The sequence below is a fragment of the Pseudorhodoferax sp. LjRoot39 genome (assembly GCF_964253035.1).
GTDB lineage: Bacteria > Pseudomonadota > Gammaproteobacteria > Burkholderiales > Burkholderiaceae_C > Pseudorhodoferax.
Genome location: NZ_CAXUQL020000001.1, coordinates 2,325,803 through 2,348,900 on the forward strand (window position 1 = coordinate 2,325,803; position 23,098 = coordinate 2,348,900).

General features: G+C 70.6%; 22 protein-coding genes. 7 read left to right on the forward strand and 15 right to left on the reverse strand.

The features are described 5' to 3' along the window. The first annotated feature begins 10 nt into the window (after positions 1-10). Together ACSQ4M_RS11040 and rnk are read left to right on the forward strand one after the other, a co-directional pair. Positions 11-748 carry an amino acid ABC transporter ATP-binding protein gene (locus ACSQ4M_RS11040; protein WP_056662844.1) on the forward strand — a complete coding sequence of 246 codons (738 nt, stop codon included), beginning with the start codon at positions 11-13 and terminating at the stop codon, positions 746-748. 212 nt (positions 749-960) lie between these two features. Then, on the forward strand, positions 961-1,374 hold the full coding sequence (gene rnk, locus ACSQ4M_RS11045) for a nucleoside diphosphate kinase regulator (RefSeq protein ID WP_436189580.1): 414 nt from the start codon (positions 961-963) through the stop codon (positions 1,372-1,374). Between the two features lie 58 nt (positions 1,375-1,432). Here the strand turns inward: rnk and ACSQ4M_RS11050 are convergent, their stop codons facing one another. The 3 genes from ACSQ4M_RS11050 to ACSQ4M_RS11060 are packed head-to-tail and all read right to left on the reverse strand — an operon-like array spanning position 1,433 to position 4,309. Beyond that, the gene (locus ACSQ4M_RS11050) at positions 1,433-2,467 is read right to left on the reverse strand and encodes a DctP family TRAP transporter solute-binding subunit (protein WP_436189581.1); all 1,035 of its coding nucleotides are present in this window, start codon (positions 2,465-2,467) and stop codon (positions 1,433-1,435) included. Positions 2,468-2,492: 25 nt separating this feature from the next. Then, positions 2,493-3,791: a TRAP transporter large permease gene (locus ACSQ4M_RS11055; protein WP_436189582.1), complete on the reverse strand. Its 1,299-nt coding sequence runs from the start codon at positions 3,789-3,791 to the stop codon at positions 2,493-2,495. Next, complete coding sequence (locus tag ACSQ4M_RS11060; protein WP_436193991.1) at positions 3,788-4,309, reverse strand: TRAP transporter small permease; 522 nt, start codon at positions 4,307-4,309, stop codon at positions 3,788-3,790. The genes ACSQ4M_RS11055 and ACSQ4M_RS11060 overlap by 4 nt, the downstream gene beginning before the upstream one ends. A 116-nt stretch (positions 4,310-4,425) precedes the next feature. Between ACSQ4M_RS11060 and ACSQ4M_RS11065 the strand changes: the two genes are divergently transcribed. After that, positions 4,426-4,926, forward strand: a complete 501-nt coding sequence (locus tag ACSQ4M_RS11065) for an ureidoglycolate lyase (RefSeq protein ID WP_436189583.1) — start codon at positions 4,426-4,428, stop codon at positions 4,924-4,926. On the opposite strand, the gene ACSQ4M_RS11070 is transcribed toward ACSQ4M_RS11065, so the two are convergent. The 3 genes from ACSQ4M_RS11070 to ACSQ4M_RS11080 are packed head-to-tail and all read right to left on the reverse strand — an operon-like array spanning position 4,913 to position 7,604. Then, positions 4,913-5,896: a tripartite tricarboxylate transporter substrate binding protein gene (locus ACSQ4M_RS11070; protein WP_436189584.1), complete on the reverse strand. Its 984-nt coding sequence runs from the start codon at positions 5,894-5,896 to the stop codon at positions 4,913-4,915. The two genes, ACSQ4M_RS11065 and ACSQ4M_RS11070, sit on opposite strands and share 14 nt — an antisense overlap. Positions 5,897-5,925: 29 nt before the next feature. Further along, entirely contained in the window at positions 5,926-6,405 is a 480-nt protein-coding gene (locus tag ACSQ4M_RS11075) for a MaoC family dehydratase (RefSeq protein WP_436189585.1), read from the reverse strand. Further along, positions 6,402-7,604 (reverse strand): CaiB/BaiF CoA transferase family protein, encoded by a 1,203-nt coding sequence (locus tag ACSQ4M_RS11080; RefSeq protein WP_436189586.1) that lies wholly within the window; start codon positions 7,602-7,604, stop codon positions 6,402-6,404. Before ACSQ4M_RS11080 ends, ACSQ4M_RS11075 begins: the two co-directional genes overlap by 4 nt. Positions 7,605-7,702: 98 nt before the next feature. Between ACSQ4M_RS11080 and ACSQ4M_RS11085 the strand changes: the two genes are divergently transcribed. After that, positions 7,703-8,596, forward strand: coding sequence for a LysR substrate-binding domain-containing protein (locus ACSQ4M_RS11085; protein ID WP_436189587.1), 894 nt, complete (start codon positions 7,703-7,705; stop codon positions 8,594-8,596). Positions 8,597-8,613: 17 nt separating this feature from the next. Here the strand turns inward: ACSQ4M_RS11085 and ACSQ4M_RS11090 are convergent, their stop codons facing one another. From ACSQ4M_RS11090 to ACSQ4M_RS11110, 5 genes are all read right to left on the reverse strand, one after another. Further along, complete coding sequence (locus tag ACSQ4M_RS11090; protein ID WP_436189588.1) at positions 8,614-10,179, reverse strand: PepSY-associated TM helix domain-containing protein; 1,566 nt, start codon at positions 10,177-10,179, stop codon at positions 8,614-8,616. Continuing rightward, positions 10,176-10,454: a hypothetical protein gene (locus ACSQ4M_RS11095; protein ID WP_436189589.1), complete on the reverse strand. Its 279-nt coding sequence runs from the start codon at positions 10,452-10,454 to the stop codon at positions 10,176-10,178. The genes ACSQ4M_RS11090 and ACSQ4M_RS11095 overlap by 4 nt, the downstream gene beginning before the upstream one ends. A 4-nt stretch (positions 10,455-10,458) precedes the next feature. After that, positions 10,459-12,825: a TonB-dependent siderophore receptor gene (locus ACSQ4M_RS11100; RefSeq protein WP_436189590.1), complete on the reverse strand. Its 2,367-nt coding sequence runs from the start codon at positions 12,823-12,825 to the stop codon at positions 10,459-10,461. 133 nt (positions 12,826-12,958) lie between these two features. Next, complete coding sequence (locus tag ACSQ4M_RS11105) at positions 12,959-14,098, reverse strand: FecR family protein (RefSeq protein WP_436189591.1); 1,140 nt, start codon at positions 14,096-14,098, stop codon at positions 12,959-12,961. 48 nt (positions 14,099-14,146) lie between these two features. Then, complete coding sequence (locus ACSQ4M_RS11110; RefSeq protein ID WP_436189592.1) at positions 14,147-14,653, reverse strand: sigma-70 family RNA polymerase sigma factor; 507 nt, start codon at positions 14,651-14,653, stop codon at positions 14,147-14,149. Between the two features lie 173 nt (positions 14,654-14,826). On the opposite strand from ACSQ4M_RS11110, the gene ACSQ4M_RS11115 reads away from it, so the two are divergent. From ACSQ4M_RS11115 to ACSQ4M_RS11125, 3 genes are all read left to right on the forward strand, one after another. Continuing rightward, a complete protein-coding gene (locus ACSQ4M_RS11115; RefSeq protein ID WP_436189593.1) occupies positions 14,827-15,339 on the forward strand; it encodes a sigma-70 family RNA polymerase sigma factor in 513 nt (170 codons plus the stop codon). A 2-nt stretch (positions 15,340-15,341) separates the two neighbouring features. After that, entirely contained in the window at positions 15,342-16,322 is a 981-nt protein-coding gene (locus ACSQ4M_RS11120) for a FecR family protein (RefSeq protein ID WP_436189594.1), read from the forward strand. 80 nt (positions 16,323-16,402) lie between these two features. After that, positions 16,403-18,916, forward strand: coding sequence for a TonB-dependent siderophore receptor (locus ACSQ4M_RS11125; protein WP_436189595.1), 2,514 nt, complete (start codon positions 16,403-16,405; stop codon positions 18,914-18,916). 2 nt (positions 18,917-18,918) lie between these two features. Here ACSQ4M_RS11125 and ACSQ4M_RS11130 read toward each other — a convergent pair whose 3' ends face one another. From ACSQ4M_RS11130 to ACSQ4M_RS11145, 4 genes are read right to left on the reverse strand one after another with little or no spacing between them, the layout of a single operon-like run. Continuing rightward, a complete protein-coding gene (locus ACSQ4M_RS11130; RefSeq protein ID WP_436189596.1) occupies positions 18,919-20,097 on the reverse strand; it encodes an amidase in 1,179 nt (392 codons plus the stop codon). Between the two features lie 27 nt (positions 20,098-20,124). Further along, positions 20,125-21,135 carry an ABC transporter ATP-binding protein gene (locus ACSQ4M_RS11135; RefSeq protein ID WP_436189597.1) on the reverse strand — a complete coding sequence of 337 codons (1,011 nt, stop codon included), beginning with the start codon at positions 21,133-21,135 and terminating at the stop codon, positions 20,125-20,127. Then, on the reverse strand, positions 21,132-22,190 hold the full coding sequence (locus ACSQ4M_RS11140; protein WP_436189598.1) for an ABC transporter ATP-binding protein: 1,059 nt from the start codon (positions 22,188-22,190) through the stop codon (positions 21,132-21,134). Before ACSQ4M_RS11140 ends, ACSQ4M_RS11135 begins: the two co-directional genes overlap by 4 nt. Before the next feature lie 3 nt (positions 22,191-22,193). After that, the gene (locus ACSQ4M_RS11145; protein ID WP_436189599.1) at positions 22,194-23,090 is read right to left on the reverse strand and encodes an ABC transporter permease; all 897 of its coding nucleotides are present in this window, start codon (positions 23,088-23,090) and stop codon (positions 22,194-22,196) included. Positions 23,091-23,098: the final 8 nt, after the last annotated feature.

A 23,098-nucleotide genomic window follows, 5' to 3' on the forward strand; every position in this document is an offset into this window, starting at 1 on the left:
GGCTGAACAAATGATCCAAATCAAGGACGTGTCCAAGTGGTACGGCCCGGTGCAGGTGCTGAACAACTGCAACGTCAGCATCAACAAGGGCGACGTGGTCGTGGTCTGCGGCCCCTCGGGCTCGGGCAAGTCCACGCTGATCAAGACCGTCAATGCGCTGGAGCCGATCCAGAAGGGCGAGATCATCGTCAACGGCGTCAAGGTCAGCGATCCCAAGACCGACCTGCCCAAGTTGCGTTCCAAGGTCGGCATGGTGTTCCAGCACTTCGAGCTGTTCCCGCACCTGTCGGTGACCGAGAACCTCACGATCGCGCAGATCAAGGTGCTGGGCCGCAGCGCTGACGAGGCCAAGACGCGCGGCCTCAAGATGCTGGACCGCGTGGGCCTGATGGCGCACAAGGACAAGTTCCCGGGCCAGCTGTCGGGCGGCCAGCAGCAGCGCGTGGCGATCGCGCGCGCGTTGTCGATGGACCCCATCGTGATGCTGTTCGACGAACCCACCTCGGCGCTGGACCCCGAGATGGTCGGCGAGGTGCTGGACGTGATGGTCAGCCTGGCCAAGGAAGGCATGACCATGATGTGCGTGACCCACGAGATGGGCTTCGCGCGCAAGGTGGCCAGCCGTGTGATCTTCATCGACGTCGGTGGGCGTATCCTTGAGGACTGTTCCAAGGAAGACTTCTTCGGAAACCCCGAGGCCCGCCAGCCGCGGACCAAGGACTTCCTGAACAAGATCCTGCAGCACTGAGCACGCCATGCTGACTGCACTGCGCCCCCTGTACCGCTGCTGCGCAGCGCGTACGGGCGCGTGCGCGTGCCAGGAGCCGGCCGCCCGCCCGCTGGTGGTGGGCCGAAAGCCCACCGCACCCTCCTGAGCCCGGCGAACTTCTTCCTCCTCTTCGCCACATCGGATCGCCGGGCTCGCACCCGGCGTTTCTTTTTCTGCGACAGGAGTGTGCAATGAATGTTCCGATCCCCACCGCCACGGTCCGTACCCTGAACGAGCTCGACCATGTGCGCATCGCCAAGCTCGTCGATGCCGGCAACCCCGCCCATGCCCACGTGCAGGCCCTGCTTGACAACGCCGACCTCGTCGCACCGTCCGACATGGCGCCCGACGTGGTGACCATGCGTTCGCGCGTGCGTGTGGCCGACGAGGCCGGTGCAACGGCGCGCGAGCTGACGCTGGCCTACCCGTCCGAGGCCGATGCCGCGCAAGGCCAGGTCTCGGTGCTCTCGCCGATCGGCACGGCGCTGTTGGGTGCCAGGGTGGGTGAGGTCGCGCACTGGGCGCTGCCCGACGGGCGGGCCGCGGCGCTGCGGGTGGAAGCCCTGCTGTTCCAGCCCGAGGCCAGCGGCGAATACCTGCGCTGAAGGCGCGCAGGGCGGCGGCAGGCTCTGCGTCGGAGCACTGCCGCCAAGGGGCGGCGAACTACTTCGGCCGCGCCGCGATCGCCTTCTCGGCCTTGTCGACGAGCCCGCTGCCGATCTGCGCCTTCCACTTGGTGTAGACCGGCCGCGTGGCCTTGACGAAGGCGTCGCGCTCGGCCGCGCTGAGCTGCGTCACTGTCACGCCGAAGCCGGCGATGTCCTTGAGCAGCGGCTTGTCGGCCTCGACCAGACCCTTTCGTGCCAGCACGATCTCTTCCTTGCCGGCGTCCAGCGCGGCCTTGCGCACGATCTCGCGGTCGGCCGGCGTCCAGGACTCCCAGATCTCCTTGTTGACCACGAACACCAGCGGATCGGCCATGTAGCCCCAGGTGGTCACGAACTTCTGGCCCATGTTGTGCAGCTTGAGCACGGGGAACATGAACAGCGGGTTCTCCTGGCCGTCCACGGCGCCGCTGGCCAGCGCGGGCTGGGCGTCGGCCCAGCTCATCTGCGTGGGGTTGGCGCCCAGCGCCGTGAAGGTGTCGGCGAACAGCGGCGAACCGACCACGCGCAGCTTCATGCCCTTCAAATCTTCCGGCGACTTGATCGGCCGCTTGGAGTTGGTGATCTCGCGGTAGCCGTTCTCGCCCCAGGCCAGCGGCACCACGCCGGCTTTCTCCAGCCGCGCGAACAGGTCCTTGCCGACCTCGCCCTGGGTCAGCGCGTCCACGGCTGCGTAGTCGGGCATCAGGAAGGGCAGCGAGAACAGGTTCAGCTCCTTGACCTGCGGCGACCAGTTGATCGTGGAGCCCACGGCCATGTCGATCACGCCCTGGCGCAGCGCGCTGAACTCGCGCGTCTGGTCGCCCTGGATCAGCGAGACGCCGGGGTACAGCTTGATGTTGATGCGGCCCTGGGTGCGCTCCTTGACCATGTCGGCCCAGATCTTGCCGGCCATGCCCCAGGGCGTAGGCGGGCCCAGCACCAGCGACAGCTTGTACTCGGCCTTGTAGTTCTGCGCGGTGGCGGACACCGAGAAGGTGCCGAGGGCGGTGGCGACGGCGGCCAGCGCGAGCAGCGAGCGGCGCAATTTCATGGACAGACTCCTTTCGTTGGGAATATCAATAGCCGAGCTTGGCCGGCAGCCACAGCGCGAGTTGCGGCCAGGCGATCACCGCCACCATGACCAGGAACATGGCAAACAGCATCCACCCGACCCAGCGCACGGTCTCTTCCATGCGCACCTTGGCGATGCGGCAGGACACCATCAGATTGACCGCCAGCGGCGGCGTGAACTGGCCCAGTGCGACCTTGAGCGTGAGGATCACGCCGAACCACACCGGGTCCCAGTGGTAGTGCTGCACGATGGGCCACAGCAGCGGCACGAAGATCAGGAAGATCGAGACACCGTCCAGGAACATGCCCACGGTGATCAGCAGCAGGATCAAGAGCGCCAGCACGCCGTATTCGCCCAGGCCCGAGTTCACGATGGCCTGGGCCACCGGGTCGATCACGCCCAGCGTGGACAGCGAGTAGGCAAAGATGCCGGCCAGCGAGACCACGAGCAGGATCACCGCCGAGAGCTCGCCCGACTCGCGCAGGATGGGGAACAGGTCGCGCACAGTGATCGTGCGGTGCACCACCATGCCCACGAACAGGCCGTAGAACACCGCCACCACGGCCGCTTCGGTCGGTGTGAACCAGCCCATGCGCATGCCGCCCAGGATCAGCACGGGTGCAGCCAGACCCCAGATGGCCTCGCGCAGGCTCTGCCAGAAGGCCGGGCGCGGCAGGCTGGATTCGAGCTGGCCCATGTTGTGGCGCCGTGCCATCCACACCGCCGGCACGATCAGCGCGATGCCGGCCAGCAGGCCCGGGATCATGCCGGCCGCGAACAGCGCCGGCACCGAAGCGCCCGGCACCAGCACCGAGTAGACGATGAAGGCCACCGAGGGCGGGATCAGGATGTCGGTGGCCGCAGCGGCGCCGACCACGCTGGCCGAGAACGCCGGCGGGTAGCCGGCGCGCGACATGGCCGCGATCATCACCGCGCCCACGGCCGCCGCGTTGGCAGGCCCCGAGCCGGAGATGCCGCCCAGGAACATCGCGACCACGATGGCCACCAGCGGCAACATGCCCGATCCACGGCCGACCATGGCGATGGCGAAATTCACCAGCCGCAGCGCCACGCCGGAACGATCGAAGATCGAGCCGACCAGCACGAACATCGGGATCGCGAGCAGCGGGTACTTGCCCAGACCCGCGTAGAAGTTCTGCGGCACGGCCAGGAGGCCGAACCATTGCGCGTCGGCATTGGCCAGTGCGATGCAGGCCGCACCGGCCAGGCCCAGGGCCGCGCCGATGGGCACGCCCGCGAGCATCATGAGCACGAAGCCCGTGAACAGCAGCGTGGCGATCATGGCTTGTCGGCCCGGCCGCGGCGGACGAGGAGGCCGACGGCGCGCAGCCCGATCGCCGTGCAGACGATGGGGAGCCAGACCGAATACCACCATTGCGGCACGCCGATGCCGGGCGAGGTTTCCTCGAAGCGGAAGTCGTCCCAGACCACGCGCACCGACAGCGCCGCGATCAGGAAGAACAGCAGCGCCACCATCAGCGCGCCGAACTGCGCCAGGCGCTTGCGCCGCGCCATCGAGCCAGCCTCGCTGAAGTACTCGATGCGGATGTGCCGGTCGCGCGCCACGGCGGCCGAGCCGGCCACCATGGCCAGGAGAATCATGAGGAAGACCGAGAACTCCTCGGTCCAGGCGAAGGACTGGTCGGTGAAGTAGCGCACCAGCACGTTGGCGAAGGTGATCAGTGCCAGCGCGGCCATGATCAGCACGGTCAGCCAATCCTCGATCTTCAGGGGCACACGGGTCGGTTCGTCGGCAGGGGATTGACCGTCGGGCAGGCCCGGGTCGTTCTCAGGAGGCATGGCGGCGAAGAAGGTCGAAAAACAAAAGCCGCCGGCCACGAGGCCCGGCGGCATGGGCGCGGATCATAGCTGCGCGTGTTGCACCGCCGCACGGGGACTTTCCTTAGGATCGGCGCATGCACAACACCCTGTCCGTCCAGCCGCTGACCGCGGCCGCCTTCGCCCCCTTCGGCACCGTCATCGCCGTGCCGGCCGGCACCGCGGGACGCCCCATCAACGGTGGCACCTCGCAACGCTTTGACCTGCTGGCCGACATGGCGCTGTCGGCCGAGGGCGGGCGCCCCATGCTGGCGCTGTTCCGCGCGCAGGCGCGCCGCTTTCCGCATGCCGTGGGCGAGCTCGAGCGCCACGCGCTGGGCAGCCAGACCTTCGTGCCGCTGGGGCAGCGGCGCTTCGTGCTGGTCGTGGCACCGGCGGCACCCGAACCCGACCTGGGCGCGCTGGCGGCCTTCATGACCGATGGCGCGCAGGGGGTGGTGCTCGCGCCGGGCACCTGGCACCACGCGCTGCTGGCCGTGGACGCGGGCGACTTCGTCGTCGTCGAGCGCGCCGCTCAGGCGGTGGACTGCGATGTGGTGCGCTGGGAGCAGGGCGTTTCCGTCGTCATTCCAGCGTGACGCCCGTGGCCTTGACCACCCCGGCCCAGCGCTCCGTTTCCTTGCGCAGGTAGGCGCCGTACTCCTCGGGACTGGAACCCAGCGGCTCGGCGCCCTGCAGGGCCAGCTTCTCGCGCACGTCGGCGCTCCTGAGCGCCTTGGCCACCTCGGCGTTGAGCCGCTGCACCACGGCGGCCGGCGTGCCGGCCGGCACCATCAGGCCCTGCCAGGCGCCGGCTTCGAAGCCCGGCATCACGCTCTCGGCCAGTGTGGGCACCTCGGGGAACAGCGACATGCGCTTGGCCGTGGTCACGGCCAGCAGCTTGATGCGCTTGTCCTTCACGAAGGACATGACCGAGTTGATGGTGTCGGTCATGAACTGGATCTGCCCGGCCGCCAGGTCCACGTCGGCCGGTGCGCTGCCCTTGTAGGGCACGTGCGTAGCCACGATGCCCTGGGCGCGCACGAACTGGTAGGCCGCCAGGTGCGTCACGTTGCCGTTGCCTGCCGAGCCGTAGGACAGCTTGTCGGGGTTGGCCTTGGCGTAGGCCACGAACTCGGCCACGGTGTTGGCCGGCACGCTGGGGTGCACGACCAGCGCCAGCGGCACCACCGCCGTGAGCGCCACGGGCGCCAGGTCGCGCTGCGCGTCGTAGGGCAGGCTCTTGTACAGCGAGGGGCTCAGCGTGATGGATGAGGTGTTGTAGAGCAGCGTGTAGCCGTCGGCCGCGGCCTTGGTGACCGCCACCGCGCCGATGTTGCCGTTGGCGCCACCGCGGTTGTCGACCACGATGGCCTGGCCCATCTGCTCGGACAGTTTCTGCGCGAGCACGCGCGCCACCAGGTCGGTCGGCCCGCCGGGCGGGAAGGGCACGACCATGGTGATGGGCTTGGCCGGGTAGGCGGCCTGGGCTTGCGTGGCGCCCCAGGGCGCCAGCGTGGCGGCGAGGGCGAGGGCGAGCGCCGCGCGGCGGGTGGATGGCAGGTTCATGGTGTCTCCTTCGATGGTGGTGTGTTGTCTCAGGGGCGGCCGGCCAGCAGCCGCGTGGCGGTGTAGGTCATGACCAGCACGCCGCGCTGGTTGAACACGTCGATGCGCGAGTCGACGACGGCACGGCCGCTCTTGGACGTGGGCTTGATGCCGGTGACCTCGATCTGCGCCTCGATGGTGTCGCCCACGAGCACGGGCGCGAGGATCTTCTGGTGCAGCTCCAGCATGGCCAGGCCCGTGCCCTGGATCATGGTCTGCAGGATGAAGCCCTCGATCAGCGCATAGGTCAGCGCGCCCGGCACGGGCCGCCCGGCCATGGCGGCGCCTTCGTAGCCGTCCTCGATGAAGATGGCCTCCAGCATGCCGGTCACGCCGATGAAGTTCACGAGGTCGGTCTCGGTCACGGTGCGCGCGAAGGTGCGCAGGCGCTGGCCGACGGTGAGGTCCTGCCAGACATAGCCCTGGCCGAGGCGGGGCAGGCTGCGGTCGATGGCGGCGGGGCTGTTCATGCGGTGTCTCCGGTGGGGTGGCTGCGGGCGGCGCCCTGGTCGATCAGGGCCTGGATGTGCTGTGGCGCGAGACCGGCGGCGGCCAGCTGCGTGCGCGTGTGCTGGCCCAGCCGCGGCGGCATCGCCACGGGCTGGCGCTGGCTGTCGAAGCGCACGGGCGTGCCCGGAAAGCGCAGCATGCCGCGCGCGCCATCGTCCAAGGTCTCGAAGAAGCCGGTGGCGACCAGGTGCGGGTCCTGCGGCAGGTCTTCCAGGCGCGCGACCGGCGCGGCCGGGATCTCCAGCCGTTCGCAGGTGGCAAGCCAGTGCGCGGTGCTCTCGCGCGCCACGTAGGCCCCGGCCAGCTCCAGCAGCTCGGCGATGTGCTGCGTGCGGTTGGCGATGCCGGTGAAGCGCGGATCGGCCGCGTGCTGCGGCGCGCCGACCTCGGCGAAGAAGCGCTGCCAGTGCAGATCGGTGTACGGCATCATGGCCACGTGCCCGTCCGCCGTGCGGTAGGGCCGGCGCCAGGGCGCCAGCACGCGTGGGTACCCAGGGGCAGACAGGGGCGGCTCGAAATGCTGGCCGTAGAAGTGCTCGACCAGGTTGAAGCCCACCATGGACTCGAACATCGGCACCTCCACATGCGCGCCTTCGCCCGTGCGCTCGCGCTGCCACAGCGCGGCCAGGATGGCATGGGCCGCCACATGGGCACAGGTCTTGTCCGCGGCGATGGTCGGCAGGTAGCGCACCTCGCCGTTCTGGCGCGCCATGAGGTCGGCCAGGCCCGACATGCCCTGGATCACGTCGTCATAGGCCGGGCGGCCTGCATACGGCCCGGGCAGGAAGCCGAGCAGGCTGGCGTAGACCAGGCGCGGAAAGCGCTGGCGCAGCGTCTCCGGGTCCACGCCCAGCGCGGCGAGCTTCTGCGGCCGCATGCTGTGCATGAACACATCGGCCGTCGCCAGCAGGGCCTGCAGGGCCTCTTGCGCGGCCGGCTGCTTCAGGTCCAGCACCACGCTCTGCTTGCTGCGGTTGGCGCCCAGGAACATCGCGGCCATGCCGTCCTCGCGCGCGGGCCCGGTGTGGCGCGTGGAGTCGCCCTCGGGCGGCTCGATCTTCACGACCTCGGCGCCGTAGTCGGCCAGCAGCTGGCTGGCCAGCGGGCCGAAGATCACGCTGGACAGGTCCAGCACGCGCAGGCCCTTGAGCGGTGCCATCGTCTCGTCTCCATGGATGGAATGGGGGCGCATTGTTCGGCGCGAGCTGCTTCGCGTCTAATATTTCTTTCCCTGCCTGTGATAGCCCCCCTATATCAATGGACTCCCGACAACTGCGCCACTTCGTCGCCGTGGCCGAAACCCTGAATTACCACCGCGCGGCGGAGCAGCTGCACATGTCGCAGCCGCCGCTGTCGGCCTCGATCCGCAAGCTGGAGGAGCAGCTCGGCGTGCAGCTGTTCGAGCGCACGCGCCGCGGCACGGCGCTGACAGCGGCCGGCACGGCCGCGCTGGAAGACGCACGGCGCGCGCTGTTCCACACCGATCAGTTCGGCCGCGTGGCCGCCGCCACCGCACGCGGCGAGGCCGGCAGTCTGCGCATCGGCTTCGTCGGCTCGGCCACCTACGCGCTGATGCCGCAGGTGATGCCGGTGTTCCGCGCGCGCTATCCAGAGGTGCAGCTGGTGCTGGCCGAGTCGACCACGCGCCGCTTGCTGGACGACGTGCAGCAAGGCCTGCTGGACGCTGCGTTGCTGCGCTTTCCGCTGGTGCGTGCCCATGGTGCGCAGCTGTTGCCGGTCGAGCGCGACCGCTTCGTCGCCGCCCTGCCGGTGACGCACCGCCTGGCCCGGCGGCGGCGCATCGCGCTGGAGGAACTGCGCGACGAACCCTTCGTGATCTTCGGCGCCGAAGCCGTGCCGGGCCTGCACGCCATGGCGCTGCTGGCCTGCCAGCGGGCTGGCTTCGTGCCGCGCGTGCAGCAGGAGGCCGTGCAGGTCCAGACCGTGGTCAGCCTGGTCGAGAGCGGGCTGGGCGTGGCACTGGTGCCTTCGGTGGCCGCGCGGCACGCCACGCGCAGCCTGGCGTTCCGGCCGTTGCACGGCCCGGGGGCAGACACCGAGATCGGCATCGCGCTGGCCTGGCGCGAGGAGCGCGAAACGCCGGCGGCGCGGCGTTTCCGCGAAACCTTGCAGGGGCTTGCGGTCGCTTGAAACCTTGCCGACCCGGGTCAACGCCCGGTGCAGCGGCGCCGACGCGAGAGCCGCATGGCCACGCCGAGGAAGGCGAGGCCCAGGGCCAGCACCGTGAGGTCGAAGCCGGCGAGTGCCCAGTCGCCCTGCGGCAGCGAAACACCCAGGTGCCGCGGCGTCGTCAGCGCATTGAGCACGGGCAGCAGCGCAAACGCCCCTGCGGCCAGCCAGGACTGTTCCTGCCAGCCCCTGGCGGTGGCGCGCAGCGCCGCATGCAGCAGCAGTGCGGCCCAGGCGATGAACAGCGCGTGCATCTCCCAATCGCCGCGCCGGGCCAGGTCGGTCGGTAGCAGGCGGTTGGCCCAGAAGCAGGTGGCGATGGCGATGGGCAATCCGACGATGGTGCCCACGTTCAGACGCTCGATCAGGCGCAGGCCAGGGTGCGCCCGCGCGCTTTCCTGCTCGACGCGTTGGCGGCGCTTCACCGTCCACAGCACCAGGCCCGTCGCGACCATCGCGGTGCCGAGCAGGGCGGCCACGAGGTACAGCGCGCGCAGCGCCGGGCCGGCGAACAGGCCTTCGTGCAAACCGAGCAGGAGATCGCGCAATGCCTTGGGGCCGGACGTCCACCGCGGGCGCGACGCCAGCAGCACACCGCTGGCAGCGTCGTAGGTGAACAGGTCGGCGGCACGCAGCGGGCCAGCCGCGAAGTCGCCCACCACCGTGATGCGCGCGGCCGCGTCTCCGGGGTGGTCGAATTCCAGCAGTGTGACGGCCGCACCCGCGAGCCGGGGACGCGCGTCGGCAAGCAAGCCGTCCAGCGCCACCATCGGGACGGGCCGGCCCACAGCACCCGTGCTTGCCGGCGAAGGGAACACCTCTTCGAGGAAAGCCTGACTGCCTTGCGCACCAGGCCCGTACCAGCCGACGACGGCCAGCGGCATGAACGAGAACATCAGGAAGACCAGGCCCGAGTACGTGATCATGAGCTGGTAGGGCAGTGAGACGACGCTGGCGAGGTTGTGCGCGTCCAGCCACGACCGCTGGCCCCTGCCCGGGCGGAAGGTGAAGAAGTCCGCGAAGATGCGCCGGTGCACCACCACGCCGGTGACGATGGCCACGAGCATGCACATCGTCGCGATGCCGACGGTCCATTCCGCGGCTGCGATCGGCAGGTAGTGCAGCGCCCAATGCATCTGGTACAGCGCCTGGCCGCCGCCGGTCTGGCGCGCCGCGAACGCCGCGCCGGTGGCCGGGTCGAGGAAGGCCGCCCCGGCCGGGGCGCCGGACCCCTGTGCGCCGCGCCAGGTGACGCGCAGGTAGGGCTCGTTGCGGTCGACCGGAACGGAGATGGTCCAGCGCCGCGCACCGGGCGCGTGCGCGGCGAGGTAGGCGAGCCCTGTGCGGGCGGCATCTTCGGCGCGCAGGGGGACGCTGGCGGGCGGCAGTTCCGGCCGCATCCACCGGTCGATCTCGGTGTCGACATAGCCCAGCGTGCCGGTGACGAACATGAAGTACAGCAGCCAGCCGCTCAGCAGGCCCATCCAGGTGTGGAGCCAGGCCATGGCCTGGCGCAAGGCCGGCTGCAGCAGCGCCTGGCTCACAGCACGACCCAGGCGGCCAGTGCAGACAAGGCCAGCGCGCCGGCGAGGCCGGCCCACGCCACGCCGGCGCTGCGTGCGGCGAAGGCCCACAACACCGCGGCGGCGTAGACCACGAAGCCCGCAGTCATGGCCGCCAGCACGGCATCCACGCGCGCCATCGGCCACAGCGCGACGAACGGCACCGGCAGCACGCTGGCCAGCAGGTAGCCGCCCACGGCCGCGGCCACTGCGCGCGAAGCGACCCCCCAGGGGCCGCAGGCTGGCGCCTTGCCCACGGGGTCAGAAGTCGGCCGTCATCGACACCAGCAAGGTGCGCGGCGCGCCCACCGTCAGCCCTTCGCGTGCAGCGGACAGCCAGTAGTTCTTGTCGGCCACGTTCTCCACGGTCGCGCGCAGGGTGATCGGCACCGGGCCGGTCGAGAACCGGTAGCGGGCGCCCAGGTCCAGGCGCGTCCACCCAGGCAGCCGCTGCGTGTTCGCCGTGTCGACGTACTGCGAACTGGTGCGCACGGCACGCGCCGTGAGGGTCAGGCCTTCGAGGAAGCCGACGTCCCATTCGCCGGCGGCGTTGAGCTGCAGCTTCGGCGTCGCGGGGGCGGTGCGGCCGTCGTTCGCGCCGCCCTCGGTCTTGTCGAGCTTGCCGTCGGTGTACGCGGCGCCCGCGAGCAAGCGCAGTCCCGCCATGGCCTGGCCCTGCGTGAGCAGTTCCACGCCGCGGTTGCGCTGCAGGCCGTCCATGCCGAAGAGATTGGTGGCCGGGTTCAAGAAGCCGTTCGGGCGCTCGATCTGGAACACGCTCAGCGTCGTGACGAAGTTTCCAGTGTCGTACTTGGCGCCGACTTCGTGCTGCTTCGATTTGCCTGGCGGGAACGTCTCGCCGGGGTTGGAGGCACCCTCGGGCGCTGTCGGGCCCTGGCTCAGGCCTTCGATGTAGTTGCCGTAGAAGGACAGCGCCGGGCTGGCTTTGAAGAGGATCGTGGCGACCGGCGTGACGGCGGATTCGTCGTAGCGTGGCGGGATGCTGGTGAACGAGACCGTCTCCACATTCTGCTTGCGCGCGCCCAGCGTCACCTGCCAGCGGCCGCCGTCGAAGGAGACCGTGTCGACCAGCGCCACGCTGCGCAGACGCGTTTCGCCGACCTTGGGGATCGGGCCGGCCAGCGCGATGTCGGGGCGCGGGTTGGGCGTCGGCAGGTAGATGTTCGAGCGGATCAGCGCGCCCGTGGCGCGCAGCGTGCCCTGGTCGAGGCGGTAGGTGCTCAGGCCGAGCACCGCTTCATGGCGGAGTGTGCCGGTGCTGAACTTGCCGCGGATGCCGGCCTCGGCCGTCGTCGTGTCGACGTACTCGTCCAGCCGCGCCGGGCGCGACACGATGTCGCCTTCGGTGCTCAGCAGCAACGAGCTGGTCTGCAGGCTGCTGAAGTCATAGGTCTGCCGGCCCACGGCGCCGTAGACCTTGACATCGGCGGCCACGTCCACTTCCGCACGCACCAGGGCCGAGGTCTCCCTGGCCTTCCAGAAGGTCCATTCCTCGAGGAAGTTGCGCTTCGCGTCGGGCGCCGGGCCGATCGCCGTGCCGGACTCCGGCGGGAACAGCAGGCTGCTGCGCGCGCGTGTGGTGCGGTTCTGGTGGTTCAGGTCGGCCTCGACACGCACGCGCTCGCCCTGGAAATCCAGGCCCACCGTGAGCGCGTCGAGCCGTTCGCTGGCGTGGTCCACCGGCATGTCGCCCGAGCGGCGCAGCGCGTTCACGCGCACGCCGAACTGCTGGTCGGCGCCGAAGCGGCGGCCCAGGTCGAGGTGGGTGCCGAACTGGCCATCGCCGATGTACGAGAGCGTGACGCGGTTGAGCGGCACGGCGCCGGCACGCTTGGGCACGAGGTTGACGGCGCCGCCCACCGAGCCGGCCGGCGCCATGCCGTTGAGCAAGGCGTTCGGACCGCGCAGCACTTCCACGCGTTCCACGCCGATCAGCGAACTGGCGTTGCGGGGCGACAGGCCGTACAGGCCGTTGAAGGACACGTCGTAGTTGAACAGCGTGAAGCCGCGGATGTTGAACTCGTCGCGGCCGGCACCGCGTGCATAGGTGTTGCGCACAGAGGGGTCGTTCACCAGGATGTCGCCGATGTTCTGGGCCTGCTGGTCCTCGATCAACTGCGCGGTGTACTGCGTGACGCTGAACGGCGTGTCCATGGTGTCGCGGTTGCCCAGCAGGCCGGCGCGGCCACCGCGGGCGGTCTGGCCGCCCGCATAGATGGGGGGCGGGGCGGCGGCATCGGCGGCGGCTTTCACCTCCACCGTGGGCAGGGCCGTGCCGGTGGTGGCCGCCCGGACGATGGCCGTGCCCTGTTCGACCACGCCCACCAGGCCGCTGCCGGCGAGCAGGCGATCCAGCGCTGCGCGCGGCGTGAGCTGGCCGGAGACGGCCGGTGCCGTCTTGCCGGCCACCAGCGCGGCCGGAAAGCTCATCTGCAGGTTGGTCTGGCGTGCCAGTTCGTTCAGGGCCTGGGCCAGCGGCTGCGAGGGGATGGCGATGGCGACGGGCGCGGCAGCCTGCGCAGCGGCTGGCGGGGTGGTGGCCGCCAAGGCTGCGGCGACAGCCGCGGCCAGTGCCAGGGGAACAAGACGGAAACGCGCAGTGCGCATGGTGCAGACTCCTCGACGGTGTTGGAATGCCGGGCGGCTGCGCCGTGCGCCCGCCCTGGTCCCCGTTGAAGACGCGCCGCCGGCCGAAATCCTCAGGTCACCGAAGAATTTTTTTGAAGTTGCGTTGCAAGCCTCAGCGCGCCACGATTTCCGTGAGCTCGCCGGCCGGCACCAGGCGCACCGGCAGGATCTCCGGCAGCGCACGCGCGAAGTGCTGGAACTGCCGCAGGTTGTAGCTGCCGCCCACCGGCAGCGCGGCGACGGCGGGGTCGCGCACCACCAGCCCTGTGCGGCCATAGCGCTCGAACTCGGCGAGCGCGTCGCGCAGTGGCGTGTGCTCGAAGCTGATGCGGCCGCTGCGCCAGGGCGCGATGGCGGCGGTGGCGACCGGCGTGGCAGGCCCGATGCGGCCGTCCTGGCCGGCCACGACCATGAGGCCGGCGCTCAGTTCGACCGGCGCCAGTGCATCCCCCGCACCGTCCGGCGCGCTGGGCGACACCCGCACATGGCCCTCCTCGACCGACACCACCGTCTTGCCGGCGTCGATGCCCGAGGCCGTGTGCCGCACCGAGAAGCGCGTGCCCACCACCGTGATGCGCAGCTGGCCAGCCAGCACATGGAAGGGCCGTGCGGGATCGGCGTGCACGCTGAACATGGCCTGGCCGTCGGCCAGGCGCACCTCGCGGTGGCCGCGGTACAGGCGGGCCTCCAGGCGCGTGGCGGTGTCCAGTTGCAGCGTGCTGCCGCCCCCCGCGGCGTCGGGCAGCGTAACGCTGCGCTGTTGCCCGCGCTCCGTTGCGAAGGCCTGCGCGAAGGTCGGCTGGCGCTGCCAGCGGTCCCAGCCGAGCCAGCCGGCGCCGAGGGCCAGCGCCAGCACCAGGGCGATGGTGGTTTGCGGGACCATGCGGGGCCAGCCGGTCCACCAGGGCGTGCCGTCGCGCACGGCACGCCGTGGCGGCGCGGGGGCGGGCCGTGCGGGCAGCGCGGTGCGCAGGGACGCGACCTCGCCGTGGGGCAGCTCGCCCACTTCGCCGAAGGTCTCGTCCATGTCGGCCAGCGCGTCCGCGTGGCGCGGGTCGGCGGCGAGCCATTCCTGCAGCTCCGCGTTGCTCTGGGCGTCGAGCCCGTTGCGGCGGCGCGTGGCCCAGGTCGCGGCCGCGACATCCAGCGGATCCTGTTGCTGCGCGAAGGCCTCGAACGCGCGCGCATCGGCATCCTCATCGACCGCTGCGCGGTGCTGAGGGGGGCGGGAGGCGGCGGAGTTCAGGGACATGGCAACTGGTGCAGGGGCTTGCCACTGTAGACGCAGCAGCCGGGGCGATCACCCACTCTGGCGGCCGCCCTGCAGTTGCCGCGCGCAGAGTTTGCAGGCCACCATGGCCCGCACGATGTGCTTTTCCACCATGCTGGCGGAGATGCCCATGTGCTGGCCCACCTGCGCATGGCTGAGCCCGTCGAACACGTGCAGCACGAAGGCCTCGCGGCAGCGCGGGGGCAGGGCTTCGATGGTGACCACGTAGGCGCGCACCACCTGCATCGCGGCCAGCGCCTCGTCGGGTTGCAGGTGCGCGGGGGCCTGGGGCTGCGCGTGCTCGGGCAGCGCAGCCAAGTCTTCGTGCCGCTTCACGGCGGTACGGCGGTGGCGGTCGACGAGCAGGTTGCGCGCCGTGCGGTAAAGCAGGGCGCGCAGGTCGACGATGGGCTGCCCGGCGTGCTGCACCGCCAGCACGCGCACGTAGCTTTCCTGCACCAGGTCGGCCGCGGCGTCGCGGTCGCTCACCCGGCGGGTCAGGAAATTCAGCAGCTCGCGGTGGTAGCGCTCCAGCAAGGCTCGGCCCGTGACGTTTGCCCATTCCCGCAGCGGAGCGACTGGCCGCGGCCGGATGGTGTTGATAAGAATTGTTCTTATTGTCGCCGAACTGCGGGCGGCCGGTCGCCTGGCTCGGCATTCCTATAATTGAAAACAGTTCTCATTGATCGATGGCCTCCGTGGCCGCTGCCATGCCCCAGCCCCCGCTTTCCGATGCCGATGCCGCCCTGGCGGACAGCCTGTTCCGCGCGCACCACGGCTGGCTGCTGGGCCGCTTGTTCCGCCGCGTGCGCGACCGCGCCGAGGCGCAGGACGTGGCTTCGGAGACCTTCACCCGGCTCATGGGCTACCGGCGGCTGGCCGGCCTGCAGGAGCCGCGCGCCTACCTCAGTACCGTGGCCAAGAGCGTGCTCGTGCAGCTGTGGCGGCACCGCGAGATCGAGCGCGCCTGGACCGACAGCCTGGCCGCGCAGCCCGAGGACTTCATGCCCTCGCCCGAGGAGCGCGCCCTGTGGCTGGAAGCGCTGGAGCGCATCGCCCGGGCCCTGGACGGTCTGCCGCCCAAGGCCTGCCAGGCCTTCCTGCTGAGCCAGCTGGATGGGTTGACCTATGCCGAGATCGCCGAGCGGCTCGGCGTGTCGGCCAGCATGGTGCGCAAGTACATGGCGCAAGGCCTGCAGCGCTGTCTGCAGGCCATCGTCTGAACATGGTGGCCGACCGCACGCCCGCGGCCCAGGCCGCCATCGCCTGGATGGTCGAGCTGCGGTCGGGCGAGGCCGGCGCAGCCGAGCGTGCGGCCTTCGACCTCTGGCTCGCCGCCGACCCCGCGCATGCCCAGGCCTGGCAGCGCCTCACCTGCGCCGTGGGCCAGGCCTTCGCCGACGTGCCTGCGCGCGCGAGCGGCGCCGCCGATGCCGTGGGCCATGCGCTGGCGCTGTCCGCACAGCGCGTCGCACGCCGGCGCCGCGTGCTGCGGGGCGCGCTGGGCGTGGCGGGCGTCAGCCTGGCCGCGGGCTGGGCCGGCCGCGAGGCGGGCCTGCTGCCGGATTGGCAGGCCGACCTGCACACCGCCACCGGCGAGCGCCGCCGCCATGTGCTGGCCGATGGCAGTCAACTGCTGCTGGACGCGCGTTCGTCGGTGGACCTGCGCTTCTCGGCCGCCGAGCGCGCCATCCATCTGCGCCGGGGCCAGTTGATCGCCAGCGTGCAGCCCGGCCCCGCGCCCTTCGTCGTGCACACGGCCCAGGGCCGGGTGCAGGCACTGGGCACGCGCTTCATGGTGCGCCAGGCCGAGGGCCGCAGCCTGGCCGTGGTGCTGGAGCACAGCGTCGAACTCGCCACGCGCGACGGCCAGCAACGCCAGCTGCTGCGCGCGGGCGAGGCCGCCTGGATCGCGGCGGACGGCATCGCGCCCCTGCCCGCGGACGCCTGGGCCGAAGGGGCGGCCGACTGGCAACGCGGCCGCCTGGTCGCGCAGGACCAGCCGCTGTCCGAGGTCGTCCTGGCCCTGCGCGCCTACCGGCGCGGCCTGCTCCAGGTGTCGGCCGAGGCCGCGCGGCTGCGCGTGTCGGGCCACTACCCGCTGGACGACACCGACGCCAGCCTGCAACTGCTGGCCGAGACGCTGCCCATCGACGTGCGCGTGTACCGCGGCGGCTGGCTGGTGCGCATCGCCATGCGCGCCTGACACCTGCGCCGGCGCGGCCCGGTGTCACTTTTTCGCGCTCGCGGCTCAAGCCAGGGAGAGCACTTCCTGGAGCCACCACCATGCATTCGTCCATGACCCTGCGGCCGCGCCTGACGGCGCTGGCCCTTTCCCTGGCGCTGGCCGCCGCCACGGCTGCGGCGCAAGGCGACGCACCGCGGCGCTACGACCTGCCGGCCCAACCGCTCAACGCCACGCTGGCCCGCATCGCCGGCGAGAGCGGTGCCCGCGTGTCGGTCGATGCCGAACTGGCGCGTGGCGTCACGGCCGCTGCCGTGCAGGGCGCGTTCACGCCCGAGCAGGCCTTGCGCCAGGCCTTGGCCGGCACCGCGCTGGAACTGGTGCGCACCGGCGGCGGCGGGCTGACGGTCCGCCGCGCCGCGGCCGAGGCACCGGCGCCGGCCGCCAGCCCGGCGGACACGGTGCGCCTGCGCGAAGTCACGGTCACGGCCGAGGCCGACCGCAGCGGCACCACCGAAGGCACGGGCGCGTACACCGCCCAGTCGTCGAGCGTGGGCAGCAAGACCGGCCAGTCCCTGCGCGAGGTGCCGCAATCCGTCTCGGTGGTCGCGCGCCAGCAGATCGAGGACATGGCCCTGACAACGCTGCCCGATGTGCTCAAGGCCATGCCGGGCGTGACGAGCTTCCAGGGCTCCATGCTGGCCGACCGGTCGCTTTCGCGCGGCTTCGAAATGGGTGAACTCAACATGCGCGTGGACGGCGGCGCGGCACTGTCGCGCGGCTTCGGCATCGACAACGACATGGCCTTCTACGACCGCGTGGAAGTGCTGCGTGGCGCCGACGGTCTGTTCGGCGGCAATGGCGAGCCGGGCGGCGTGACCAACCTCGTGCGCAAGCGGCCCACGCGCGAGAAGCAGGTCATCGTTCAGGGCCAGTACGGCAGCGACAACTTCAAGCGCGGCGACATCGACGTGAGCGGGCCGTTGAACGACGCGGGCAGCCTGCGCGGCCGTGCCGTGTTGGCCCATGAAGACAAGGATTTCTTCTTTGACGTTGCCAAGAGCCGACGCACCCTGGCCTACGGCATCCTGGAGGCAGACCTCGCACGCGGCACCACCGTGGCCCTGGGCGGCAGCTACAGCCGACGCGATTCGTCCTACCAAGGCTACGGCTTGCCCCGCGCCCGCACGGGCGAAGACCTGGGTCTGCCGCGCACCCTGTATCTGAGCGGCGCAGACGACCGGGCCAACAAGGACATCACGTCGGTGTTCGCCCAGCTTGCCCACCGTTTTGGCAGCGACTGGCGCCTGGATGTCCATCTGAACCACGACCGTGCGGAGCAGGACCGCTACGACCACTACTTCAACGGCGCTGCCGACCTCGCAACCGGCGCCGGCACCGTCGGTGGCTCCAACCTCCAGCACGAGAGCTGGCGCAACACCGCCATCGACGCCGCGCTCAAGGGCAGCTTCGGCCTGATGGGGCGCCGGCACGACGTGATGGTGGGGGCTGACTGGTCCCGGTTCGACAATCGTTCCACGCTTGCCCGACCCGTGCCCTACGTGATGGTCGCCGTTCCGGACATCTACGCGTTCGACCCGTATGCCTACCGGCAATCCTCGGCGGCCATGGTGCCCTGGCAGCGCCAGAGGCCACTCACCCAACAGTCCGGCGTCTATGGCTCGGTCCGGTTCCAGGTGAGCGATCCGCTGCACATCATCGCGGGCGGCCGTCTGAGCCGTTACCACTACAGCTTCCAGTCGTCGCGGCTCGACACCAGCGGCGCGGCGACGTCGAACGCCACCACGGAGTACCGCGACAACAGCGTCTTCACGCCCTACCTGGCCGCCACCTACAAGCTGGACGAAACCTGGACAACGTATGCCAGCGTGGCCGAGACCTTCAAGTCCCAGGCCAGCAACATGGCTGGACCTGCACCCGGCACACCGCTGGACCCGGTGACGGGACGCAACGTCGAACTGGGCGTCAAGGGCGAGCATCTGAACGGCCGCCTGCACAGCGCCTTTGCGCTCTACCGCATCGAGCGCAGCGGCGCTGCGGTGCGCGACACGACCTACCCGGCCAGCAGCGGCAGCCTGGGCAGCAGCTGCTGCTACGTGGGCATGGGCGAGATCGTCAGCAAGGGCTTCGAGGCCGAGCTCAGCGGCGAAGTGCTGCCCGACCTGCAGCTGTCGGCGAGCTACAGCTACAACGACAACCGCAACAAGAACGCCAACAACGTGCGCTACAACGGCGTGAACCCGCGCAACCTGTTCAAGTTCTTCGGCGCCTACCGTTTGCCGGGCGAGCACAGCCGCTGGAAATTCGGCGGTGGCGCCACCGTGCAGAGCAAGACCTTCGTCGACGACTACGCCTATGTGCGCAACGCCGATGGCACGGTCGGCAGCACCACCACCAACTACCGCATCGGGCAGGGCGGCTACGCGATTGCCAGCGCCTTCGTCGAGTACCGCATCGATGCGCACTGGACGGCCGCGCTCAACGTCAACAACCTGTTCGACAAGACCTACTACAGCACCATCGGCTACCTGGACTACGGCAGCTTCTACGGTGCGCCGCGCAACGCCATGCTGACGCTGCGCGGCAAGTTCTAGGCTCAGCCGGCCAGCCGCTCGGCCAGCGCGATCAGCGAACGGTCCGAGCCCGCCGGCCCCAGCAGCGACAGCCCCAGCGGCGCACCCGCGCGCTGCGCCAGCGGCAGCGAGATCTGCGCAAAGCCCGACAGCCCGGCGATGCACAGCATTTGGATCGCGCGGTTGCGGTAGCTTTCCAGGCCGGCCTCGCCCTCGCTGCGCAGCGGTGCGATGTCGGGCATGGTCGGCATGAGCAGCACGCCATCCTGGCCCAGCAGCGTGGCCAGCAGGCCGCGGAACTGTTCGCGGAAGCTGCGTGCGGCCTGCACCTGGGCATCGGTCACCGCGCGCGACCAGGCGAAGCGCTCGGCCACGCCCGGGCCCAGCGGCGGCGCGAAGCGCTCGATCAGCGGTCCGTCGGTCAGCCAGGCCTCGCGCGCCTGGATGTAGCGGAAGTTCCAGTACATCGCGTCCCAGGACTCCAGCGCCACGCGGCAGTCGGCCGTCTGGCCGAAGGCCTGCTCGGCACGCGCCACGGCGGCGGACAGCGCGTCGGCCACGGGCGCTTCGACCAGTGCCCAGACATCGGTGGGACGCAGGAGCCGGACCTTGGCGGGCAGCGGCGCCGGATCGTCGCCCAGCAGCACGGCGCCCACGCGCGCGAAGGTCTGCACATCGCGCGCGAACCAGCCGCAGGTGTCCAGGCTGGGCGCCAGGTCCAGCGTCGCCTCCAGGCTGATGCGGCCGTGCGTGGGGCGGATGCCGTACAGATTGCAGTGGTTGGCCGGGGCGCGCACCGAGCCGCCGGTGTCGCTGCCCAGCGCGAAGTCGCACAGCTGCGACGACACGGCCGAGGCCGAGCCCGACGACGATCCGCCCGTGATGCGCTCGGGCGCCGCGCCGTTGATGGGCGCGCCGAAGTGCGCGTTGTTGCCGTTCATCGAGAAGGCCAGCTCGTCGGTCACGGTCTTGCCGACGAAGCGCGCGCCGGCGTCCAGCAGCTGCTGCACCACGGGCGCGCTGCGCGTCTTGATGCCCGACATGGCCAGCACGAAGGGGCTGCCGCCGCCGGTGGGGTAGCCGGCCACGTCGTACAGGTCCTTGACCGCGAAGTGCAGGCCGCTCAAGGGGCCGGTGGGCGCCGCGGGCACGGGCACGTCAGGGTAGGGAACGAAGGCGTGGGCGGGGTCGTGCAAGGGCATCGTTGTGGTCTCCGGTGTTGAGGGGGGTCAGCCGACCGCCACGGGCGCCAGTGCGGCCACGGCGTCGGTGCGCAGGCAGCGGGCGCGGTGGCCCGGCGCCAGTGTCACGGGTTCGGGGCGGGTCTGCAGGCAGGCCGCCTCCGCCAGGCCGCAGCGCGCCGCGAAGGCGCAGCCGGGCGGCAGCGCGGCCAGGTCGGGCGGCGCGCCGCCGATGGTCTCCAGCCGCGCGCCCTTGGCCAGCGCGCCATGGGCGCGGCTCTTGAGCAGGGCGACAGTGTAGGGATGGCGCGGCGCGCGGATCAGCTCGCGCGCCGTGCCTTCCTCGACGATGCGCCCGGCATACATCACGGCGATGCGGTCGGCCACCTCGACGGCCGCGCCGATGTCGTGCGTGACGAACAGCACCGACAGGTTGAGATCGCGCTGCAGCTCGCGCAGCAACAAGAGGATCTGGATCTGCACCGTCGCATCCAGCGCCGTGGTGGGCTCGTCGGCCAGCAGCACCTGCGGCTTGCAGGCCAGGGCCAGCGCGATCATGGCGCGCTGGCGCATGCCGCCCGACATCTCGTGCGGGTAGGCCGCCAGGCGCCGCTCGGGGCTCGGGATGCGCACGCGCTCGAACAGCGCCAGCGCGCGGGCATGCGCTTCGGCCCTGGACACGTTCTCGTGCCGGCGGATCGACTCGACGATCTGCGCGCCGACAGGGTAGACCGGGTCCAGCGCCAGCAGCGGCTCCTGGAAGATCATCGAGACCATCTTGCCGCGGTAGTCCGCCAGCTCGCGCTCGGACATGGCCAGCACGTCGCGGCCGGCCACGCGCACCTCGCCCGTGACCTGGCTGCGCCGCGGCGGGTGCAGGCGCAGCAGCGTGCGCATGGTCACGCTCTTGCCGGAGCCGGACTCTCCGATCAGCGCGACGACCTCGCCCTGGTGCAGGTCCAGGCTCACGCCGTTGACGGACTGCACGGGCTTGCGGCCACCCGTGAAGGTCACGTGCAGGTCGCGCAGGCGGACGAAGGGTTCTGCGGTGGTGTTCATGCCAGGCTCGCGAGGGGGTGGCCGCTGCCACGTTGGTGGATCAGGCAGGCGACGGACTGTGTGCTGCGCACGACGCGCTGCGGCTCCGTGCGCGAGCAGGCCGTGGCAGCCTGCGGGCAGCGCGGGTGGAAGCGGCAGCCGCTCGGCGGGTCGATCGGGTTCGGCGGGTCGCCGGCCAGCGGCACTTCCATGGTGCGGTTGTCCGGGTCCATCGACGGCATGGACGACAGCAGCGCGCGCGTGTAGGGATGGGCCGGGTCGTCGAACAGCGCGTCCGAGGGGCCGACCTCGGCCACCTTGCCCAGGTACATCACCATCACACGGTCGCTGATGAAGCGCACCACGTTGAGGTCGTGGCTGATGAACACGTAGGTCAGGCCGAATTCGGCCTTGAGGTCCATGAGCAGGTTCAGCACCTGGGCCTCGACCGACTTGTCCAGCGCCGAGACGGCCTCGTCCAGGATCACCATGCGCGGCTGCAAGGCCAGTGCACGCGCGATGTTCACGCGCTGGCGCTGGCCGCCCGAGAGTTCGTGCGGATAGCGCTCGGCGAAGCGGCCGGGCTCCAGGCCCACGCGGGCCAGCAGGTCGCGTGCGCGGGCCACGGATTCGCGCGTCGACACACCGTGCACCTGCGGGCCGAAAGCGATGGAGTCCTCGATGGTCAGGCGCGGGTTCAGCGAGGCGTAGCTGTCCTGGAACACCATCTGCACCTGGCGCCGGAATTCCTTGAGCGGCAGCTCGCGGCTGCCCACGGTGCGGCCGTCGAACACGACCTCGCCCGCGCTCGGGTCGATGAGCTGCATCAGCAGCCGCGCCGTGGTCGACTTGCCGCAGCCGGACTCGCCGACCACACCCAGCGTCTCGCCCTTCAGCACCTCGAAGTCCACGCCGTCGACGGCGCGCACCACCTTGCGCGGCGCGCCGGGCAGCGCGCCACCCTTGAGCGCAAAGTGCTTCGTGAGCCCGCGGACCGTCAGCAGCGGCTGGGCCGGCCCGCCAACGTCCTCGGCATGTTGCAGTTCGGCCGCGGCGGCCAGCAATTCGGTCGTCATGGCTTAACCCTTGTTGTCCATGGCGGTCCGCAACCCGTCGGACAGCAGGTTGAACGAGATCGAGGTGATGAAGATCATCACGCCCGGCAGCGCGGCGATCCACGGCTGCACGTAGATGGCGGTGCGCAGCGTGTTGAGCATCAGGCCCCATTCGGGCTCCGGCGGCTTCACGCCCAGGCCCAGGAACGACAGGCCGGAAGCTAGGATCATGGAGACGGCGATCAGGCTGGTGGCGTACACGAAGATCGGCCCCAGCACATTGCCCAGCACATGCACGCGCACGATGGTGAAGGCGCTGGCGCCCGAGGCGCGCGCCGCTTCCACGTAGTCGCGCCCGCGCACCTGGGTGGTCACGGCCTCGGCCACGCGTGCGATCTGCGGGATGAACACGATGGTCAGCGAGATCAGCGAGTTCAGGATGCCCGCGCCCAGGGCGCCCGACAGCGCAATCGCCAGCAGCACCGAGGGGAAGGCGTAGAACACGTCGATGGTGCGCATGATCACGCTGTTGACGGCGCCCCCGGCGTAGCCGGCCACGATGCCGATGACCGCGCCGAACACGAACGCGAACAGCACCGGCGTGATGCCGATGAAGAGGGACAGCCGCGCGCCCACGATCAGGCGCGACAGCATGTCGCGGCCCAGCTCGTCGCTGCCCAGCGGGTAGCCGCTGGTGGCGATGGGCTTGAGCCGGTTCAGCATCGAGGCCTGGTAGGGGTCGGCTGGCGCGAGCCAGGGGCCGAAGATGCCGATGGCGATCAGCAGCAGCACCACGCAGGCGGCGCCCACGGCCACCGGGTCGCGCCGAAAGCGCAGCCAGACCGAGGCCCAGTAGCCGCGCGCGCGTTGCGCGGGCAGCGGCTCGACGGCGGCAGCAGTGGGGGAGAGGACAGCGGACATGGTTGTTC

Excerpts from the sequence above, each read along its gene's own strand:
- ACSQ4M_RS11135 (WP_436189597.1), bottom strand. The coding sequence starts at position 21,135 with ATGAACACCACCGCAGAACCCTTCGTCCGCCTGCGCGACCTGCACGTG.
- ACSQ4M_RS11145 (WP_436189599.1), bottom strand. The coding sequence starts at position 23,090 with ATGTCCGCTGTCCTCTCCCCCACTGCTGCCGCCGTCGAGCCGCTGCCC.
- ACSQ4M_RS11115 (WP_436189593.1), top strand. The coding sequence starts at position 14,827 with ATGCCCCAGCCCCCGCTTTCCGATGCCGATGCCGCCCTGGCGGACAGC.
- ACSQ4M_RS11120 (WP_436189594.1), top strand. The coding sequence starts at position 15,342 with ATGGTGGCCGACCGCACGCCCGCGGCCCAGGCCGCCATCGCCTGGATG.
- ACSQ4M_RS11055 (WP_436189582.1), bottom strand. The coding sequence starts at position 3,791 with ATGATCGCCACGCTGCTGTTCACGGGCTTCGTGCTCATGATGCTCGCG.
- rnk (WP_436189580.1), top strand. The coding sequence starts at position 961 with ATGAATGTTCCGATCCCCACCGCCACGGTCCGTACCCTGAACGAGCTC.
- ACSQ4M_RS11065 (WP_436189583.1), top strand. The coding sequence starts at position 4,426 with ATGCACAACACCCTGTCCGTCCAGCCGCTGACCGCGGCCGCCTTCGCC.
- ACSQ4M_RS11040 (WP_056662844.1), top strand. The coding sequence starts at position 11 with ATGATCCAAATCAAGGACGTGTCCAAGTGGTACGGCCCGGTGCAGGTG.
- ACSQ4M_RS11070 (WP_436189584.1), bottom strand. The coding sequence starts at position 5,896 with ATGAACCTGCCATCCACCCGCCGCGCGGCGCTCGCCCTCGCCCTCGCC.
- ACSQ4M_RS11050 (WP_436189581.1), bottom strand. The coding sequence starts at position 2,467 with ATGAAATTGCGCCGCTCGCTGCTCGCGCTGGCCGCCGTCGCCACCGCC.
- ACSQ4M_RS11060 (WP_436193991.1), bottom strand. The coding sequence starts at position 4,309 with ATGCCTCCTGAGAACGACCCGGGCCTGCCCGACGGTCAATCCCCTGCC.
- ACSQ4M_RS11125 (WP_436189595.1), top strand. The coding sequence starts at position 16,403 with ATGCATTCGTCCATGACCCTGCGGCCGCGCCTGACGGCGCTGGCCCTT.
- ACSQ4M_RS11100 (WP_436189590.1), bottom strand. The coding sequence starts at position 12,825 with ATGCGCACTGCGCGTTTCCGTCTTGTTCCCCTGGCACTGGCCGCGGCT.
- ACSQ4M_RS11130 (WP_436189596.1), bottom strand. The coding sequence starts at position 20,097 with ATGCCCTTGCACGACCCCGCCCACGCCTTCGTTCCCTACCCTGACGTG.
- ACSQ4M_RS11085 (WP_436189587.1), top strand. The coding sequence starts at position 7,703 with ATGGACTCCCGACAACTGCGCCACTTCGTCGCCGTGGCCGAAACCCTG.
- ACSQ4M_RS11075 (WP_436189585.1), bottom strand. The coding sequence starts at position 6,405 with ATGAACAGCCCCGCCGCCATCGACCGCAGCCTGCCCCGCCTCGGCCAG.
- ACSQ4M_RS11140 (WP_436189598.1), bottom strand. The coding sequence starts at position 22,190 with ATGACGACCGAATTGCTGGCCGCCGCGGCCGAACTGCAACATGCCGAG.
- ACSQ4M_RS11105 (WP_436189591.1), bottom strand. The coding sequence starts at position 14,098 with ATGTCCCTGAACTCCGCCGCCTCCCGCCCCCCTCAGCACCGCGCAGCG.
- ACSQ4M_RS11080 (WP_436189586.1), bottom strand. The coding sequence starts at position 7,604 with ATGGCACCGCTCAAGGGCCTGCGCGTGCTGGACCTGTCCAGCGTGATC.